Here is a 20043-nt window from a genome sequence, read left to right on the forward strand (position 1 = left end):
AGCATGAAACCTTCTTTAAAATACTTATTGGCGATACTTTTTTGTGCGTTCTTTACAACAGGTTTATCTGCGCAGTCTTCAAAATACAAATGCATGATTCAAATGACGAGCTACGAGGGCGAAGCTGCTTATGTAATCATATCGCTAATAAATCCCAGCGGCGCCTACGAAAAAACACTTTCTGTATTAGGCACAGACAAACAATGGTACAACACGCTTAAAGACTGGTATAAATTCCAGACTAAAACAAAAGAAAAGTTAAGCGCCGTTACCGGGGCTTCTGTTGGGGGTGGCGATCGTGCTATGCGGACCATAGAAATAGAAGATGCTAAATTAAACAAGGGGTATAAGCTGCGCTTTGAATCGGCCGTTGAAGAGCAAAAATACCATGTCATCGATGTCGAGATCCCATTAACTACTGAGGCCATTACTGAACGTGCCAATGGCAAGGGTTATATCCGCCTGGTCAAATTAAATAAAGTTCAGTAAGCAGGATGACGTTATCCGTTTGGAGGTATGCGCATTTAGCCTTAGCTATTGTATCGTCCTTGTTTTTACTGATTCTTTCCGTTACCGGAGTGATCCTGGCAATCGATGCCATAAATGAAAAAGCCCCTGCATACAGGGCAGAAAATTTCAATTCCTTAAACCTTGCACAGGTGATCCCTCAATTGTGCAAGGTTTATCCGGAAATCACAGAGATTACGGTCGACCATAACCAGTTTGTAAGTATCGACGCCATCGATGGTGAAGGCAATAGCATCAAAGCCTATATTGACCCCAACAACGGGAAAGTATTGGGAGAAGTCAAACCCAAAAGCCAATTCATACAATGGAACATTGCCTTGCACCGCTCCCTGTTCTTAAAGGATATAGGTCGGGTCACCGTTGGCGTAGTCTCCTTTCTCCTCCTGCTGATCACCCTTAGCGGCATCGCGCTGATCATTAAACGTCAGCAGGGTATCAGACACTTTTTTGCAAAAATAAACCGCGACTTCTTTGCACAATACTTCCACGTGGTCAGCGGGCGCATATTGTTAATCCCCATATTCCTGATCGCCCTTACTGGCACCTACCTGTTTATGATCCGCATGGAGATCATCAAAAAGGCCGATGTGGAAATTAGCCATCCCCAGATAGCTGAAGGTATTGCTTCAAAAAACATGAAGGACTTTAAAATATTCCGGGAAACAACACTCTCTGAAGTAGAGAAAATTGAATTTCCTTTTATGGAAGATGATCCGGAAGAATTTTATGTATTAAAACTGAAGACCGGGGTATTATCTGCCAGTCAGCTCAACGGGGAGATCGTAAAAGAGACCAAATATCCATACGCTGCTCTTTTAGAAACACTCAGCCTCGATCTTCATACCGGAAGGACCAACATCATATGGGCCATTATATTAGGCATTGCTTCATTAAACATACTTTTCTTTATTTATACTGGATTTGTCATCACTTTTAAAAGGACAAAGACCAAAATCAGGAATAAATTCAAAGCGGAAAATTCGGAAATAATTATGCTTGTAGGTACTGAAAATGGCAGTACCTTATTCTTCGCCCACCAGATTCACAAGCAGTTGCTGGCCGATGGCAAACGTTCTTTTATCGCAATGATGAACCAGTACCAGCTTTACCCTAAAGCGCAACAGCTATTGGTGTTTACTTCCACCTACGGATTGGGGACTGCTCCGGCCAATGCCACACAATTTGAACAGCTGCTTCAAAAATTCCCTCAGCAACAAGACATTGCATTTTCAGTGCTTGGATTTGGTTCAAAAGCCTATCCGGACTACTGTGCTTATGCCGCCCTCATCGATGAGCTGCTTGCCGGTCAAAAATGGGCTGATCGTTTCCTTGATTTACATACTGTCAATGACAAATCAGTTGATGAATTCATTAAATGGATTCATCATTGGGCAGAAAAATCCCTGATTGCTTTAGCTACCGCCCCGGCAGTGTACAATTCTAAAGTAGCCGGATTAAAAAAATTCAAAGTGGTAGCCAAAACAAGTACCACTGAAGACAACCAAACTTTCAAAATACTGTTAAAACCTGCTTCAAATATCAGGTTTCAGTCAGGAGACCTCCTGGCCATTTATCCGGCCGGCGACAATAGGGAGCGCTTCTACTCTATTGGAAATAATGATGGAATGATCCAACTGATGGTAAAATTGCTTCCCAATGGTCTGGGCTCGGGTTTTATCCACCAATTGGAAATGAACAGTATCCTAAAAGCCCGCGTCATGAGTAATCCGAATTTTCACTTCCCTTCCAGTGTATCTGCTGTAGCAATGATTGCAAATGGTACAGGCATTGCCCCTTTCCTGGGAATGATCATGAGCAACAGTACACAGATGCCGATTCATCTGTATGCCGGTTTTAGGAACAGCAATTCGCTAACACAACAATATCAGCAGTTCGCTGCAGAAGAAATAGAAAAGAAGCAGCTTACGAAATTTGACATCGCCTTTTCCAGGGAACAGGAATCAAGGTATGTAATGGATTTAATCCGCAGAGATGCCGCACTCTTTATCGATCTCCTGGAAAACAATGGCGTGGTGATGATCTGCGGCTCCTTAAACATGCAAAAGGATGTGGAAAAAGTACTGGAAGAACTTTCCATTGCCAAAAACAATAAATCAATTAAATACTATAAAGAAAATAATCAGATCCTGACCGATTGCTATTAATGAACGCTTGTAAATACTACATAGCCCGGCTTACTTTGTTCCTGCTGAGTTTCCTTTGCCTCAGTAGCACAAACCATTGTTATGCCCAGGTTTTGCTGAAACGGCAGGTGACATTAATGGGCTCAGTCTTTGAAATTACCCTGGTAGATAAAGACACAGTAAGTACCAATAAAAACATTGATTTAGTCATTACCGAAGTAATGCGCATTGAAAATCTGATCTCAGAATGGAATCCTGAAACGCAAATATCGGAGGTCAACAGCAACGCCGGCATAAAACCGATTAAAGTAGACCTGGAGGTTTTCAACCTTACAAAAAGGGCCATCTATTATTCACAACTTTCCGGAGGAGCTTTTGATGTCAGTACCGCTGCCATGGACAGAATATGGAAATTCGACGGCAGCATGACCACCATGCCTGAGGAAACAGCCGTAAAAAAATCTGTAGAAAATGTAGGTTACCAAAACATCGTACTTGACAGCCTGAACACGACCATTTATTTAGCAAAACCCGGAATGAAGATCGGATTCGGCTCTATAGGAAAAGGCTATGCCGCAGACAGGGGACGTTCTTTAATGCAGGCAGCAGGAATACAGGGCGGAATAGTAAACGCCTCAGGAGATCTGTCCACCTGGGGTCAGCAACCAAACGGAAAACCATGGACCATAGGTATAAACAACCCTTTCAGATCACATAAAATCGTTAGAATACTGAAAATGAGAGAAAGTGCGGTCGCTACTTCAGGTAGTTATGAAAAATATGCGGAAATAAACGGCAGGCACTATTCACATATTATCAATCCCAAAACAGGCTACCCATCTACCGGACTGACCAGCGTTACCATTTACGGCCCGACTGCTGAGTTTGCAAACTTCCTCAGCACCTCCCTCATGGTATTGGGAGAAAAAGAAGGCCTAAAGCTGCTAAAGCAGTTCCCCGTGTACCGGGGACTGCTGATCACAGACAAAGGAAAAGTTCTCTCCCATAAATTTCGCTAAAACTCAATCCGATAATTTACTGTCGGAATAATCCCTCCCCATGTCGACGCCTCGATCACCCGCTTACTCGGATTGTAATGCATACCGACTGTATTTTCTTTATTCAGCAAATTCTGCACATCCATCAGGATCATATGGCTCACCCTTTTGCCATTCATCCGGTAACTGGCAGAAAAATCTACGCGCACATAAGGTTCTGCCTTTAAAGTATTGATCCTTCCCTGGTCTATCACTTCTTCATCCAGCCTCATCGACTCTTCTACCAGTACCGGTGTATAGCGCCTGCCTCCTGCATAAATCAGTTTTCCGTTTAGCCCAAACAAATTGTTCTTTCTCGTCATCCACTCTTTACCAAACAACAAATTGCCTACATAACGGGTATTAAAAGCGGTGTTAAACTCCTGCTTGCTCAAAGCCTCAAATTTAGCATCAAACAATGACGAGGTTACCATAAAATAATAGCCCCTGCTCAATGATTTTTCCAGTGAAAACTCAATACCATAGTTTTTACCTATCCCCTCATTGACCAGCGAGCGGTATGCGGAAGAGAACACAGCAGAATTATCAGACACATTGAGCAAGGAGAAATTTACAGAAGGGTCAGAAGACACAGGAACATCATACAAATGCTGATAGTAAACTTCCGTTTTAAATTTCAGCCCCCCGCCAAACAATTTTTCATAACCCACCACTGCCTGTGCCGATTTGGTCGGTTCTAGTTGACTACTCAGGCTGCTGCCCGGCTGTTCCGCAGCACCTTTGGCAAAGTAATAGGAAAGGGGTTCCAGGCGGCTGTAGATCCCCGCGCCAAAGGAGAGTTGCTGATCCGCAGGAAGCTTCAGGTTCAGTCCTGCACGTGGCTCAACCGTCCAGCTTTTGCTGAGTACAAAGTAATTGGCATGTATACCGGTGTTTAAAGTAAACCCGCTGCCCAGCTCTGCTTTATGCTGCACAAAAACATCGTAACTGCTGGTGCTGCCTTTCTGATTGATCACTTCTTCTACCGCTTTTATTTCAGTATTGTACTGCAATCCATTCAGATTATAACTCAAAAAACTGGCATTGATACCAGCACGCAGCACATTGGCAGCGTTGATGTTGTAATTCATTATTCCCGAATACCGTACTGAGGTATTGGTATACAGGTTCTTGTCAGACAAGCTTTTCTGGTAATCATTTGTCAGCGTATCCACATGATTGGAACTGCGGTTGGCCGATACAGAAATAATATTGTTAAAATAGAGTTTACTGTTGGCTATATACATGTGCTTCAATCCGGCACTCCCTGCATTGTAACCAAACGCCATGTCCTGCCCATCCATTCTTTCTTCCCATTTGGCATAGTCCCTTTCGGCATCTTGACTGAGCTTACTCAAGCCTCCAATTCCGAAAAGCGAGAAGGTCCCTGCTTTTTTAGTTGGGAACACAAAATTAAAGGACGCATCCTGGTATTTGGGCACTCCTTCATCCGCTACTTTAATCCCTGCTTTTTCCAGCAGACTCAGTGAAGAATAACGGTAGCTGATCAGATAAGAAGCGCTTCCACCCTTTTTAAACGGGCCTTCCAGTGTAGCCCCGGCGCCTAATATCCCAATGTTCAAAGCATATTCCCGCTTGTCGGAATTTCCTTTCCTGAATTTTAAGTCAAACACGCCTGATAATGCGTTACTGTATTCAGCAGCCAGTCCCCCTGTATAAAAATCGGAAGTACTCAAAACAGTGGTATTGATCATACTCACCGCTCCGCCCGAAGCGCCCTCACTGCCAAAGTGGTTAGGGTTGATGATCTCTATGCCTTCCAACCTCCACTGCAGGCTCTTCGGTGAATTTCCCCTTACAATGATTTCATTGTCGTCACCTCCGGCCACTACGCCTGCAAAGCTCTGAGCCATTCTGGCTGGGTCGAAAAATGCCCCGGCATACCGGTTGGTCTCTTCGGGCGAGAAAGATCGTCCACTGGTCAGCGCCATCTGGTTCAGTGGCTTTTTGTCCGCATTTACATTGACTACCACCTCATTCAGGTTATTGCTTTTCGGTTCCATTTCAAGGTTGAGCACATGCTCTTTACCGCTAATGATGAGCAGCTCTGAAACAACAGCCTGCTGATAGCCTATGGCGGTGGCCTGAAGCACCTGCCGGCCTAACGGTACACTCGTTAAACGAAAAACACCGTCCTGATCCGTATTGGTTGCTTTTACGTCCGGACTGGAAGATAGCCTGACGGTTACACTGGGCATCGGCAATTTTGTCGCTTTGTCGATAACCGTACCTTTAATAGTCTGGCCAGTAATCCGGGCACTAAACCTAACAGAGTCTTTGTTTTGAGCCTTAATGTTGATGCTTTGCAATAGAAAAGCGACAAGAAGTAAGTAAGGAAATTTCATATTTAATTTGTTGTTTTTCCTTATGACACCTAAATCCTGTTTTACCCCTACGTCATATCTCCTTTATATTTCCTTCGGAACAAACCCAGTACTTCTTCGGTACTTATTCGCAAAAACTACCCAATTTGCAAAGAAATTACGTCTAAGTTCCGAATTAGCGAAGACTGAGGTACAAGGGAGGCATTAATCCCTTTTTATTCTTATTTTTGTTTTTTCAATCTGATACTTTTCGAAATAATGAGCATTTCTACAAAATATGATCCGGCGGCAACCGAAGACAAGTGGTACAGCTACTGGATGTCTAAAAACTTTTTTCATTCTGAACCTGATGAACGTGAGCCTTATACCATTGTAATCCCTCCACCCAACGTGACCGGGGTCTTGCACATGGGCCATATGCTCAACAATACCATCCAGGATGTGCTGATCCGCAAAGCGCGCATGCAGGGAAGAAATGCCTGCTGGATACCAGGAACGGACCATGCGTCCATTGCTACTGAGGCTAAAGTTGTGGCCATGTTAAAAGAAAAAGGCATCAATAAAGCCGACATCAGCAGGGAAGAATTCTTGAAATATGCCTGGGAATGGAAAGAGAAATATGGGGGTATTATACTCGATCAGCTTAAAAAACTGGGCGCTTCATGCGACTGGGAGCGCACTCGTTTCACCATGGAAGATGACCTTTCTGATGCGGTGATTGACAGTTTTATCCATCTGCATAAAAAGGGATGGATCTACAGGGGTATCCGTATGGTCAACTGGGACCCTGCCGGAAAAACTGCTGTTTCGGATGAGGAAGTGCTCCGTAAGGAAGTAAACCAGAAGCTGTATTACATTAAGTATTCAATTTGTGAGAAAGCACTGGCAGATGGTGCTGCACTGGATAGTACCAATTCAATTACCATAGCTACTACCCGCCCTGAAACGATCATGGCCGATGCAGCGATCTGCGTAAATCCAAATGACGAAAGATATTCGCACCTGAAAGGTAAAAAGGTATTTATCCCACTGATCAACAGGGAGATTCCTGTAATCGAGGATGAATATGTAACGATGGATTTTGGAACTGGCTGTTTGAAAGTAACCCCTGCACATGACCTGAATGATTATGAACTGGGTGTGAAACACAAATTGCCAGTTATAGATATATTGAATGACGACGGTACGTTAAACGAACTGGCCGTAATCCTGGTAGGCGAAGACCGCTTTGCTGCACGTAAAAAAATTGCCGTGTTGCTGGATGAAGCCGGTCACCTGGAAAAAGTAGAAGAATATAAATCGCAGGTAGGTTTTTCTGAGCGTACCAATGCGGTTATTGAACCTAAATTGTCTATGCAGTGGTTCTGTAAAATGGACCAGATGGCTAAGCCTGCATTAGACGACGTGCTTAATGGCGACGTAAAACTGATCCCGGAGAAATTTGTGAACACCTACAAACACTGGATGGAAAACGTGCGCGATTGGAACATTAGTCGCCAGCTATGGTGGGGTCAGCAAATCCCTGCATGGTATGATGATAAGGGCAACTGGGTGGTAGCGAAGACCAAAGATGAGGCCTTGAATGAGTTCCTGAAACTCAAAGATATTGACGGTGTATTTACAGAGGAAGAGGCCAATGGCTTTAAGCATCAGCTGGCTTCTTTTGTAAAGCATGACCCGGATGTGATGGACACCTGGTTCTCTTCATGGCTGTGGCCGATCTCGGTGTTTGACGGTTTTAAAAACCCTGATAACCCGGATATCAATTATTATTATCCTACCAATGATCTCGTAACTGCTCCTGAGATCTTGTTCTTTTGGGTGGCCAGAATGATCATGGCAGGCCATGAGTTCCGCGGACAAAAACCTTTTACCAATGTATACCTGACTGGCATTGTAAGGGACAAACAAGGCCGTAAAATGTCGAAATCACTGGGCAATTCGCCTGATCCGATAGGGCTTATTGAGAAATACGGTGCAGATGGTGTGAGGGTAGGTATGTTGCTATGCTCTCCTGCCGGAAATGACCTGATGTTTGACGAGAGCTATTGTGAACAGGGCCGTAACTTTGCCAATAAGATCTGGAATGCATTCAGGCTGGTAAAAGGCTGGGAGGTAAATGACCAACTGGAAAACCCTAATCAACAAGCCATCCTGTGGTTTGAGAACAGGTTTAATGAAGCACTTGCCGAGATTGAGGACAACTTTAAACAATACCGCTTATCAGAAGCTTTGATGGCTACTTACAAACTGGTATGGGATGATTTCTGTGCCTGGTACCTGGAGATGATCAAGCCTGCTTATCAGCATCCTATAGATTCAGAAACCTTGAAAGTGACTGTTGGTTTCTTTGAAAAAATATTGACTTTATTGCATCCGTTTATGCCCTTTCTTACGGAAGAACTGTGGCACGATGAACTGTTTGGCGAGAAAGGCGAACTGGACTGCTGTATTGTAGCATCCTATCCGGTAGTAGGGTTAGCAGACGCTGCTTTACTGAAAGAAGTGGAAGTGATCAAGGGTCTGGTAGCCGAGATCAGGAATGTTAGGAATACCAAGCAGATTTCTCCTAAAGAGACTTTGCCGCTGGCTATCAAGGTAAATTCTGCAATGGACTATGAGAAATGGCTGAACATTGTGTTTAAACTGGCAAATATTAGCCAGGTAGAATTTGTAAATGATAAAATACCTGGAGCAGTGGCATTTATGCAGGGCAACGATGAGTTCTTCATCCACCTGCATGAGGACATAGATGTAGATGCAGAACGGGAAAGGCTGAATGCGGACTTGGTATATTTACAGGGCTTTTTGAAGTCTGTAGATGCTAAGCTGAGCAATGAGCGTTTTGTGCAGAATGCCAAGCCGGAGATCATTCAGAACGAAAGGAATAAAAAGGCTGATGCCGAAGGCAAGATCAAAATCATTGAAGAAAGCCTGGCCGCGCTGGAAGGGTAAAAAATAAATAAGGGGCCTTTCGGCCCCTTATTTATTTCAAATTCTGCATAAAGTAATCCGTTACTTTCTGATACAAATGTACACGGTCTTTGCCGATCACATTGTGTTCATGACCGGGATAGATCATATAATCTACCTGTACGCCTTTATCCACCGCCTTTTTTACAAAATCTACAGAGTGCTGCTGTACCACTACCGGGTCCTGCAAGCCATGGATCAGCATCAGCTTACCCTTCAGCTGATCTACTTTTGATGACAGATAAGTCGCAGCGTATCCCTCAGGGTTTTCCTGCGGAGTGTCCATATAGCGCTCGGTATACATTATCTCGTAAAATTGCCAGTTGATCACCGGTCCGCCGGCCACAGCTGCCTTAAAAACACCCGGATGGCTCAGCATAAAATCTACGGTATTGAATCCGCCAAAGCTCCAGCCAAATAATCCCATATTGGTGGTATCTGCATACGGCAATCCTTTTAAATAAGCCACCGCATTCATCATGTCCTCCATCTGCACATCTCCAACTCTCCTGAACATAGACTGCTCAAATGCTTTGCCCCTGTTGTCGCTGCCCCTTGTATCTATCGTCAGCACTACATATCCTTGCTGAGCCATATACCTGAACCAGTAATCTCCGGCACCGGCATTCCAGCTGTTCAGTATCAATTGCGCATGCGACCCGCCATACCAGTATACGATAACCGGGTACTTTTTCGTACTATCATAACCAACTGGTTTATATAAGCTGCCATACAGGTCATCACCTGTTTTACTTTTAATGGTAAAGATAGTGGAGTTCTGCGTAGCATAATCTGCTAAAGGATTTGCAGCTTTTAATAAGGTTTTAGTTTTGAGGGAGGCTGTTTCGATCAGGTTGATCAGCCTGGGTTGCTCCGGACTGCTCAGGTTATCGATCACGGTATTACCACTGCTGCTTACCTGTGTATTATGCACCGTAAAGCCTTGTGTAATGCGTTTAGATTTGCCGTTTTTTATATTTAACGCATATAGGTTGCGGGTGATTGGTGATTCTTCAGTAGCTGTATAGAACAATTGTTCGCCTTTGCCATCAAATCCTTTTACTTCTGTTATTTCCCAGTTGCCTTTGGTGAGCTGCTTCAATACTCTACCTTTCAGATCGTACAGGTACAAATGGTTCCAGCCGTCGCGGTTGCTCTGCCAGATAAATTTGGAAGGATCATTCTTAAGGAACAGCATGGGCACCAATGGCTCTATGTATTTATCGTCCTTTTCTTCAAACACAGTGGCTGTAAGCTCACCCGTAGCAGCATCGTACTGGTTTAGCTTCATGTGGTTTTGTTCGCGGTTCACAATGGCGATGTACAGATATTTATCATCCGGGCTCCAGGCTATATTGGTCAGGTACTGCTCTGCAGGTTCTCCGGTTTTCACGTACACCACCGCCTTTGTCTCTGCATTGTAAACACCCAGCGTTACTTGGTGGCTCTTATCACCGGCCATAGGATACTTAATATTTACGTTTTTAGCGGGCCGGGTACTCCAGTCGATAATTGGATAGTCTGTCACCATGCTTTGGTCCATTCTGTAAAACGCCAGCTTTTTACCTGTGTTGCTCCAGAAGATCCCTTTTGAGATACCAAACTCCTCTCTGTGTACAGAAGACGCATATACAATATCTTTAGTACCATCTTTGGTAACCTGATTTGCATCGCCATCTTTGGCTACAAACAGATTGAAGTTGTCCAGATATGCAATATAGCCGTCCTTGCTTTCTTCCACATTTTCTTTGGCCAGCAAGCTTTGCTCTACCAGTAGCCTGTAGGTATTTTTAACGGGATCAAGGGCAATCTTACCTTTACTGGCACTCAGGATCCAATCCGTCCCCTGGTTGAACTGCACCATCACCATGTTCTTTAGCGTGTCAAGTCCGGCAGTTGCCAGTTTGGCATTCAACTGCCCTAAAGAAAGAAAAGGTTGTTCTGTTTGTGATTTAAAATTACCGCTATACCAGACAGGCGCATTACCTACACGTTTGGCATATACATAATCTTCCGTTCCGTAGATAAACTGGATCTGGCTCCTATTTTCCGGCGCCAATAAGGTGCGGGCGTTGGTCATGGCGTCGATCATGGTCAGTTGCTTGTTCTGTGCCAGGCCATAAAAACCCAGGGAGATCAGATGAATTACTAAAATCAGTCTTTTCATTTATTTATTTTTTGCTGATATGTTATGATTAATAAGTTGGCGCCAAACTTAGATAAAATTGTTCATTTTCTTGCACTACCTTTGGTGTGTGAAAACCATCTTTATAGGCTTACTTTTTGCGCTGTTATGGGCATCAGCCTCTGTAGCTACCAAATTTGGCATTTTATCAGCACCACCCCTGATCCTTGCCAATGTACGCTTCTTTCTGGCAGGCGGCGTATTATTGCTGTACGGCTATGGCTTTAAAAAAGACAAGGAATATAGAATGCCTAATGCGCTGGAGTGGCGGCAGCTTGCTATTTTCGGCTTTTTGAATACCACAGTTTACCTGGGACTTTATGTATATGCCATGAAATATACCGCAGCGGGTATAGGCAGTCTGGCTACTTCTACCAACCCATTGTTCATTGTATTGCTTTCTTCCTGGCTTATTGGCCGCAGGCCCGCAAAAGCAGAGATCTGGAGCATCATTATTGGGATGACAGGAATTGGAATTGCTACTTTTCCCTTGTTAAAAGATAGCAGCACCACCCTTGCGGGCCTTAGTATATTGATACTGAGTATGATTTCCGTGTCTTTTGCCAGTGTATATTATGCGCGGGTGAAATGGAAACTACCCAATATTCTGATCAATGCATGGCAGGTGGCATTGGGTGGCTTGTTCCTTTTGCCATTTACCCTTGCCTTTGGTGAGTTTTCAAGTGTGGTGGTAGACAATCGTTTTATATATTCTGTTTTATGGCTTAGTCTGGCAGTTTCCGTAATCGGGCTGATCTGCTGGTTTTACCTGCTCAAAATTGATACGGTCAAAGCCTCTTTATGGCTGTTCCTATGTCCGCTGTTCGGTTTTTTTTATGCCTGGTGGCTAATGGATGAACCGATTACGCTGTATACTGTATCAGGAACACTGCTGGTCGTGTTTGGGCTTTATTTGGGGCAAAGGAAGAGCTTGAAGGCATAGCGGCAAGCATTTTTTTCGCTCATGACACAATAAAGTATGTTAAAAAGTGTTAAATACATATACTTACTTAGTCATGAAAACATTAAATGTGCTTTCTGTTACGGAAGCTATTCTAAAGAAACTTGGTCTTACAAAGATCTATTACTGGTTTAACAGATAAAGGGTGCAAATTGAGTGATCTGCTTTCGGACGGCATTCCTTAGGCCCGATGAAGGATCGGACAAAGGACGCTATGTCCTCTATCAGACACTAAATTTGCAGTGGCAGATAGCAAATTACAGATATTTTGCCTGGAGTTTTTTGGTTAATTTGCTTAGGACAAGTGTTCTTGACTGCTCCACCCGGGTCTTTAATTCCTGATCGGGCATTACTTCAAGATTCTCGAGTACGATCCACTGGCGGCGTGCGAAATGCGGAGCCTGTTTAATGCCGTGTCTTGCTACAAGATTGTCGAAATCATCGGGATTGCACTTGAGACAGAGCGCACCATCTTCCAATGAGGCGAGTACAAAGATCTTTTCTTCGATCATGAAGCACAGGTGGTCCCATTTCATCCCTTCAGTAGTCCCTCTAAGGCTCAGGCAAAATTCTCTGAATGTTTCTATGTCCATTGTCCTTGTTTTTAATTGGATTTCTCTAGTTAACTAACGACTCAAGAATATTTGCCATTTGATCTTTCAGCTCAGATAAATCATTCTTTGCAATTTCCCAAACTATCTGATTGTCAATCCCAAAATATCCGTGTATTGAAAAGTTTCTAAATCCAATAATCTGTCTCCATTGAACCTGTGGATTTACCTCTTTTAATTCGGACGTCAAAGCATTACAAGCTTCGCCTATAATTTCAATTTGCTTAATAGTTGCGAAGCGCTTTTCCGAATTCGATACGAATTGTTCAAAAGACACATTCTGTAAATACAGATCAACCTCGGAAATGGCATCTAAAATGTGATGTAACCTTACTCTATCACCTAAGTTACCTTTCATAAATCAATACCTTATCTTTATCAATGTAAGGTTTAACATATTTAGAAAGCCCCTCATAACTTACTAAATCAACTTTCTTTTTTAGAATCCGCTCGAGCTCGTCTTTATAGAAGAAAAATTTCATACCTATAGGAGTCGAGTGATCCAGCTCAACAAGTATGTCTATATCGCTACCTTCATTGGCTTCATTACGGGAATAGGAGCCAAACAAATAAGCCCGTTTAACAGGTATACTGCTAAAAAAACGGTTGATGCTACTAATATGCTGGGGAGACAAATTCATAGTACACAAGTATAGGAATTATAATGTATAAAAGTATAAAACAATTCTTAAACTATAGCTGCCTTTGTATAAGTTTGTACGAACAGATTCAAGATTACCCCCATGAACAAATTGACTCCCACCGCTGATGGATCTAATACTTTATATAATGAAAGTATTGGCGAGCATTATCACTCCAAGCATGGTGCTTTGCAGGAAAGCAAGCATGTATTTATCGCAGCGGGACTGGAACATGCTGTGGCCAGGTTTCCTGATCAGGAAATCAATGTGCTGGAGGTAGGGTTTGGTACAGGGCTAAACTTTTTACTAAGCGCAGCTTACTGTGCATGGCATCATATAAAGCTTAAGTATACGTCTTTGGAGGCTTTCCCATTGACCAATGAAGAACTGGAATCTACGGGTTATGGGCAATACATTCCTGCGGAAATCTGGGCGAGTATGGTTCATAATTATGGTAAGGCTATGCAGCAGTCGGTAAACATCCTGCCCGACCAGCAACTTAGAATAATGCATACTTACCTGCATAGATACCAGACTGAACAACTGTTTGACCTCGTTTACTTCGATGCTTTTTCTGTACAGCACCAGCCCGAGATGTGGACGGATGAGATCATTGCGCATACTTGTCAGTTTCTGAAACCTGGAGGGATATTTGTCACTTATGCCATTACCGGCAAATTAAAACGGGCCTTAAAAAGCAATGGTTTTACAATAGAAAAGCTACCGGGAGCACCGGGAAAAAGGGAAATGCTCAGGGCTATTAAAGACTAGACCAGTAAATACTTTGGTCTGAATGTTAGTTAGCGGTCAACTTTCAAATATATTTGCCTATTCATAAAAAAACTCAGGCGTGGAAACTATTTTTCAATACGGCACAGACTTTCTTACTGCTGGTAAAGCACTCGCAATCAGCAAAGGTTCAATTAAAGGGATATTAACACCCGAAACAAGAAATAAAATAATGCAAAGCGGTAGGGCAGTTGCCAATATAGCGGCGGCAGATAAGGCGGTGTATGGCATCAATACCGGATTTGGCCCGTTATGCACCACCATGATCTCGGCAGAGGACACCAAAAAACTGCAGGACAACATCCTTAAGAGTCATGCGGTGGGCATAGGCGAACCAATAGCAGAAGAAATCTCTAAATTGATGCTGATACTAAAGGTACAGGCACTGGCGCAGGGCTATTCAGGTATCCAGGAACAGACCCTGGACCGGATTATCTGGCATATAGAAAATGATGCGGTTCCAGTAGTGCCCAAACAGGGTTCGGTAGGTGCATCAGGCGACCTGGCTCCTTTATCTCACCTCTTCCTGCCCTTGATAGGACTCGGACAAGTGCATTATCAGGGTGCATTGATATCAACAGAGGTGCTATTGAAACAGCACAACATAGAACCCCTGCATTTGGGACCAAAAGAAGGACTGGCACTGATCAATGGCACGCAGTTCATTGCCGCGCATGCGGTAAAAGTGGTCGAGAGACTGCAAAATGTTTTGGATACGGCCGATATTACTGCAGCCATGATGCTTGAAGGGCTGATGGGCTCTGTAAAACCCTTTAGTCCGGAATTGCACCAGCTACGGCCATTTAAGGGCAATATCCACGTGGCTGCTAGCATCATGAATCTTTTAAATGGCTCAGCGATCGTCCCCTCGCATGCCAATTGTACCCGTATGCAGGACCCCTATTCATTGAGATGCATACCGCAGGTACATGGTGCGTCAAGAAATGCATGGCTGCACCTAAAGGAATTGCTGGAAATTGAACTGAACTCCGTGACCGATAATCCGGTGATATTTAGTCAAGACCATACCATTAGTGGAGGGAACTTTCACGGTCAGCCATTGGCTATGGCCCTGGATTATGCTTGTCTGGCGGCGTCGGAACTGGGCAACATAGCCGACAGAAGAATCTATCTATCGTTGGAAGGCAATACGCCTAATGTGCCTAAATTGCTGTTCAGAGAAACCGGCTTAAACTCGGGCTTCATGATCCTCCAATACACTTCAGCAGCGCTGGCAAGTGAAAATAAGGGCCTTTGCTTTCCGGCAAGTGCAGATAGCATCCCTACCTCTCTGGGTCAGGAAGACCATGTAAGCATGGGTTCTATAAGCGGCCGCAAAGCACTGCAGGTCATAGAAAATGTAGAGAAAATACTGGGTATAGAGCTGTTCTGCGCTGCACAGGCGATGGACTTTCATCATCCCCTGCAATCGGGAAAGATCCTTGTAGCCATCCACAAACTGCTGCGCAGTAAAGTGCCGCATATTGAAACTGACGGCATCATGTATGAAATGATGCAGACCTGCATTGAACTGGTTAAAGATAAGGAACTGACACAAGTAGCGAAGGCCACTGCAGAACTGGAAAACCTGACCCTCAGTACCCCATACAGTGAATATTTTGATCTCTTTTAAGCATTTGCACATGAACTTTAAGGAACAGATCGTACAAGGTATTCCGGCTGCACTGCCGGCCGCAAGGCCTTACAACACCAAAGCCAGCCATGCGCCACGCCGCAAAGACCTATTAAACGAAGCAGAAAAGAAACTGGCGCTCCGTAATGCCCTAAGGTATTTCCCTGAGGAATGGCATCCAGCGCTTGCCACTGAATTTCTACAGGAACTCAACCAGTACGGCCGTATTTATATGTACCGTTTCCTACCTGAATATGAAATGTATGCAAGGCCTGTACAGGATTACCCGGCAAAAAATGAGCATGCCGCCTGTATCATGCTCATGATCCAGAACAACCTGAATCCCGCAGTAGCACAGCATCCTGAAGAACTGATCACCTATGGTGGAAATGGCGCTGTATTTCAGAACTGGGGACAATACCTGCTCACAATGCAGTACTTATCGCAGATGACTGACCAGCAAACCCTGCATATTTATAGCGGTCACCCGATGGGCCTATTCCCTTCAGGGCCGGAGGCACCAAGGGTAGTAGTGAGCAATGGCATGATGGTGCCTAACTATTCTAAGCCTGATGATCTTGAAAAATATAATGCGCTGGGCGTAACACAATACGGGCAGATGACTGCTGGTTCCTATATGTATATTGGTCCGCAGGGCATTGTGCATGGCACGGCCATTACGGTGATGAATGCATTCAGAATGATACTGGCTCCTGATGAAAGCCCCGCAGGAAAGATCTTTCTTACAGCAGGATTGGGTGGAATGAGCGGTGCCCAACCAAAAGCTGGCAATATAGCAGGTTGCATTACAATATGCGCTGAGATCAACCCTGCCGCAGCAAAGAAAAGATATGAGCAAGGCTGGGTGGATGAACTTATTGATGACCTGTATAAACTAACCATACGGGTTAAAACCGCTAAAACTAATAAAGAGACTGTAGCCCTGGCCTATATCGGAAACATAGTAGATGTATGGGAGCACTTTGCTGAGGAAAATATATTTATAGAGATCGGCTCAGATCAGACCTCACTGCACAACCCCTGGTCGGGAGGCTACTATCCTGCCGGGCTCTCTTTTGAAGCAGCAAACGAGATGATGGCCACAAGACCGGAACTTTTTAAAGAAAAGGTGCAGGAATCATTGCGCAGACATGCTTCGGCCATTAACCGGCATACAGCTCAGGGAACTTACTTCTTTGATTATGGCAATGCCTTTTTGCTGGAGTGCAGCAGGGCTGGTGCTGATGTAATCTCGCCCGAGGGCAAAACCTTTAAATACCCTTCTTATGTGCAGGACATATTGGGGCCGATGTGCTTTGACTACGGCTTCGGACCTTTCAGGTGGGTATGTTCATCGGGCAAGGCCGAAGACCTGCAGCTCACAGACGACATAGCACTGAAAGTAATGCAGGAAATTAAACAAACGGCACCAGAGGAGATCAGTCAGCAACTGGCAGACAACATTAAATGGATTAGGGAAGCAAAACAAAACAACCTGGTGGTTGGCTCGCAGGCCAGGATCCTTTATGCCGATGCCGAAGGCAGGGCTAAAATAGCAGTGGCATTCAATGAAGCGGTAAAAGCTCAGGTGCTTGCTGCGCCGGTGATACTAGGCCGCGACCACCATGATGTGAGCGGCACTGACTCCCCTTTTCGGGAAACCAGTAATATTTATGATGGCAGCAGTTACACCGCAGATATGGCCATACACAACGTAATCGGCGATAGTTTCAGAGGAGCTACCTGGGTATCTATCCACAATGGCGGCGGCGTGGGCTGGGGAGAAGCAATAAACGGGGGATTTGGAATGGTGCTCGACGGCTCTGAAACAGCGGATGAAAAGCTGAAGAACATGCTCTTCTTTGATGTCAACAACGGCATAGCCAGACGAAGCTGGGCCAGGAACAAAGAAGCCAATTTTGCCATCCGGAGAGAAATGGAGCGTACTCCCTTACTTCAGGTCACATTGCCCAACGTAGTAAAAGACGATTTGCTGGACCAGTTATTTTAGTATCAAAAAGCTATTTTAATATTACAAAGAATATACCTTAGGGAAACACTACAGCATTATATTTGTTATGGCAACAACATATCATGGAAAAAAGAAGACTTGGCAATTCAGACCTGAGGGTTTATCCGCTTGCCTTTGGCGGCAACGTTTTTGGCTGGACCATAGACGAAAAGAAATCATTTGAAATACTGAACGGCTTTGCTGAAGCTGGCTTTAATTTTATTGACACTGCAGACTCGTATTCAAAATGGGTGCCTGGCAATAAAGGCGGTGAATCTGAAAATATTATCGGCAACTGGATGCGTCAGAAAAAGAACCGCGAACAAATGGTCATCGCTACCAAAGTAGGTTCCCTGTTTGATTCTGACAAGAAATGCTTGTCTAAAGAATACATCTTAAAATCTGTGGATGATTCACTAAGAAGATTAAAAACAGATTACATAGACCTTTACCAGAGTCATTATGATGACCTGGAAACTCCAGTACAGGAAACTTTAGAAGCATACGACCAACTGGTCAAATCAGGCAAGATCAGGTGGATTGGCGCGTCAAACATGTCGCCTGAAAGACTTAAAGAATCGCTGGAAACGTCTGACCGGCTAAACCTTCCCAGATACCAGACCCTGCAGCCGGAATACAACCTCTACGCCAGGGAAGGCTATGAAAAAAACTACGAGCAGATGGTGCTGGACAATAACCTTGGCATGATCCCTTACTACTCGCTTGCCAGCGGTTTCCTGACAGGCAAATACCGCTCAGTAGAAGATCTGGATAAAAGCCAGCGCGGGGGCGGGATCAAAAAATACCTGAACGAAAGAGGATTTAAAATACTAAAAGCACTGGACATAGTAGCAGAACAATACAGTGCCAACCAGGCCGGTATAGCACTGGCCTGGCTAATAGCGAGGCCATCTGTAACTGCACCGATAGCTAGTGTGACCAGCATGGACCAGTTGGAAGATTTTACAAGAGCTGCAGCATTGAAATTAAATACAGAAGATATTGCTATATTAGATGAAGCCAGCGACTGGCATTGATCTATGAAAAATATCACGCTACCATTCTATGCGAAACTGGCACTCGTATTATTTTCTGTCATTTGTTTAGGCTATATCGCCATAATCGGGCAAACATTGCTGGCCCCTTTGCTTACTTCATTTCTATTGTCGCTGCTGCTCCTGCCTTTGGCCAATTTCCTCGAGAAAAAATGGCGCTTTAAAAGGAGCATTGCATCGATCATATCAGTCGTCCTGATGATCGCGTTTATTTCAGGTGTTATGTATTTCCTGGTAAATCAGATGACCGACCTCTGGCAAGACTGGCCACTGTTGAAAAAACAAGCTGAAACCTCCTTCCATGACCTGCAGGTCTGGATCTCCAATACGTTTCATGTCAATACAAAAAATCAGATTGACTACCTGAAAGACAGCACAGCAAGCGCTCTGGCAACCAGTGCTACCGTACTTGGTGCTACCTTGCTCACACTATCCTCTACCCTGCTCTTCCTGTCATTTTTGCTGCTCTTTACTTTTTTTATCCTCAACTACCGACGGATCCTGTTTAGGTTCCTAACCTCAGTATTTGATGAACAGCACAAGGAAAAAGTAAGCGATATCGTGTCGCGTATTCAATACATCATCAAGAAATACATTACCGGACTGTTTTTGCAAATGATCATCGTAACCCTGATCATGATCCTGGTGCTATGGGCATTGGGTGTAAAATACTTCGTATTACTGGGCCTCATTTCGGGCATTTTCAACATCATCCCATACATAGGTATCTTTACCGCTTTGCTGATCAGCGCACTGATCACGTTCGCCACCGCAGGTGCCGCAAAAATGCTGATCGTTATGGTTGCATTTGTAGCAGTACACGCAGTCGATGGTAACGTATTGATGCCACTGGTGGTAGGCTCGAAAGTGAAGATAAATGCACTCTTCGCCTTTATTGGCATTATCGTAGGTGAAATGATATGGGGCATATCAGGTATGTTTCTATGCATTCCATATATGGCTATGCTCAAGGTCATTTTTGAACGCATAGACCAGTTAAAACCCTGGGGTATACTACTTGGTGGCGAGGATAAGCCTCATAAGCGTAAGGTATATCACATCACAAAAAACATTAAACTGGAAGAACAGGAATAATTGACGACAATGATAGTTACCTTTACCATCATAAA

At 44.2% G+C, this 20043-nt stretch carries 15 protein-coding genes; 10 read left to right on the plus strand and 5 right to left on the minus strand.

The window, feature by feature from the left end; all coding sequences use genetic code 11:
• Window positions 1-3 precede the first annotated feature (3 nt).
• Genes EZ437_RS17730 through EZ437_RS17740 form a run of 3 tightly spaced genes read left to right on the plus strand, consistent with a single transcriptional unit; the run spans window position 4 to window position 3691 of the window.
• Window positions 4-489, plus strand: a complete 486-nt coding sequence (locus EZ437_RS17730; protein WP_131597407.1) for a DUF2271 domain-containing protein — start codon at window positions 4-6, stop codon at window positions 487-489.
• A 5-nt stretch (window positions 490-494) separates the two neighbouring features.
• The gene (locus tag EZ437_RS17735) at window positions 495-2693 is read left to right on the plus strand and encodes a PepSY domain-containing protein (RefSeq protein WP_131597408.1); all 2199 of its coding nucleotides are present in this window, start codon (window positions 495-497) and stop codon (window positions 2691-2693) included.
• Window positions 2693-3691, plus strand: coding sequence for an FAD:protein FMN transferase (locus tag EZ437_RS17740; protein ID WP_205942746.1), 999 nt, complete (start codon window positions 2693-2695; stop codon window positions 3689-3691). Before EZ437_RS17735 ends, EZ437_RS17740 begins: the two co-directional genes overlap by 1 nt.
• On the opposite strand, the gene EZ437_RS17745 is transcribed toward EZ437_RS17740, so the two are convergent.
• The gene (locus tag EZ437_RS17745) at window positions 3688-6075 is read right to left on the minus strand and encodes a TonB-dependent receptor (protein WP_131597409.1); all 2388 of its coding nucleotides are present in this window, start codon (window positions 6073-6075) and stop codon (window positions 3688-3690) included. The two genes, EZ437_RS17740 and EZ437_RS17745, sit on opposite strands and share 4 nt — an antisense overlap.
• Window positions 6076-6312: 237 nt before the next feature.
• Here EZ437_RS17745 and EZ437_RS17750 point away from each other — a divergent pair, with 237 nt between their 5' ends.
• Window positions 6313-9009, plus strand: coding sequence for a valine--tRNA ligase (locus tag EZ437_RS17750; RefSeq protein ID WP_131597410.1), 2697 nt, complete (start codon window positions 6313-6315; stop codon window positions 9007-9009).
• 31 nt (window positions 9010-9040) lie between these two features.
• Here EZ437_RS17750 and EZ437_RS17755 read toward each other — a convergent pair whose 3' ends face one another.
• Window positions 9041-11194 carry a S9 family peptidase gene (locus EZ437_RS17755; RefSeq protein ID WP_131597411.1) on the minus strand — a complete coding sequence of 718 codons (2154 nt, stop codon included), beginning with the start codon at window positions 11192-11194 and terminating at the stop codon, window positions 9041-9043.
• Between the two features lie 88 nt (window positions 11195-11282).
• Between EZ437_RS17755 and EZ437_RS17760 the strand changes: the two genes are divergently transcribed.
• The gene (locus tag EZ437_RS17760) at window positions 11283-12155 is read left to right on the plus strand and encodes a DMT family transporter (RefSeq protein ID WP_131597412.1); all 873 of its coding nucleotides are present in this window, start codon (window positions 11283-11285) and stop codon (window positions 12153-12155) included.
• Between the two features lie 275 nt (window positions 12156-12430).
• Here the strand turns inward: EZ437_RS17760 and EZ437_RS17765 are convergent, their stop codons facing one another.
• From EZ437_RS17765 to EZ437_RS17775, 3 genes are read right to left on the minus strand one after another with little or no spacing between them, the layout of a single operon-like run.
• Complete coding sequence (locus EZ437_RS17765) at window positions 12431-12766, minus strand: MmcQ/YjbR family DNA-binding protein (RefSeq protein ID WP_131597413.1); 336 nt, start codon at window positions 12764-12766, stop codon at window positions 12431-12433.
• Window positions 12767-12791: 25 nt separating this feature from the next.
• Entirely contained in the window at window positions 12792-13142 is a 351-nt protein-coding gene (locus EZ437_RS17770; protein ID WP_131597414.1) for a HepT-like ribonuclease domain-containing protein, read from the minus strand.
• Entirely contained in the window at window positions 13132-13425 is a 294-nt protein-coding gene (locus EZ437_RS17775) for a nucleotidyltransferase family protein (RefSeq protein WP_131597415.1), read from the minus strand. The genes EZ437_RS17770 and EZ437_RS17775 overlap by 11 nt, the downstream gene beginning before the upstream one ends.
• A gap of 102 nt (window positions 13426-13527) precedes the next feature.
• On the opposite strand from EZ437_RS17775, the gene mnmD reads away from it, so the two are divergent.
• From mnmD to EZ437_RS17800, 5 genes are all read left to right on the plus strand, one after another.
• Complete coding sequence (gene mnmD, locus EZ437_RS17780) at window positions 13528-14196, plus strand: tRNA (5-methylaminomethyl-2-thiouridine)(34)-methyltransferase MnmD (RefSeq protein ID WP_131597416.1); 669 nt, start codon at window positions 13528-13530, stop codon at window positions 14194-14196.
• Window positions 14197-14275: 79 nt separating this feature from the next.
• Entirely contained in the window at window positions 14276-15847 is a 1572-nt protein-coding gene (gene hutH, locus EZ437_RS17785) for a histidine ammonia-lyase (protein ID WP_131597417.1), read from the plus strand.
• A gap of 10 nt (window positions 15848-15857) precedes the next feature.
• Window positions 15858-17858 carry a urocanate hydratase gene (locus tag EZ437_RS17790; protein ID WP_131597418.1) on the plus strand — a complete coding sequence of 667 codons (2001 nt, stop codon included), beginning with the start codon at window positions 15858-15860 and terminating at the stop codon, window positions 17856-17858.
• A gap of 83 nt (window positions 17859-17941) precedes the next feature.
• Entirely contained in the window at window positions 17942-18895 is a 954-nt protein-coding gene (locus tag EZ437_RS17795) for an aldo/keto reductase (RefSeq protein WP_131597419.1), read from the plus strand.
• Between the two features lie 3 nt (window positions 18896-18898).
• The gene (locus EZ437_RS17800; RefSeq protein WP_131597420.1) at window positions 18899-20008 is read left to right on the plus strand and encodes an AI-2E family transporter; all 1110 of its coding nucleotides are present in this window, start codon (window positions 18899-18901) and stop codon (window positions 20006-20008) included.
• Window positions 20009-20043 lie beyond the last annotated feature (35 nt).

Origin of the sequence: Pedobacter psychroterrae, from assembly GCF_004331695.1 — a bacterium.
Lineage (GTDB): Bacteria > Bacteroidota > Bacteroidia > Sphingobacteriales > Sphingobacteriaceae > Pedobacter > Pedobacter psychroterrae.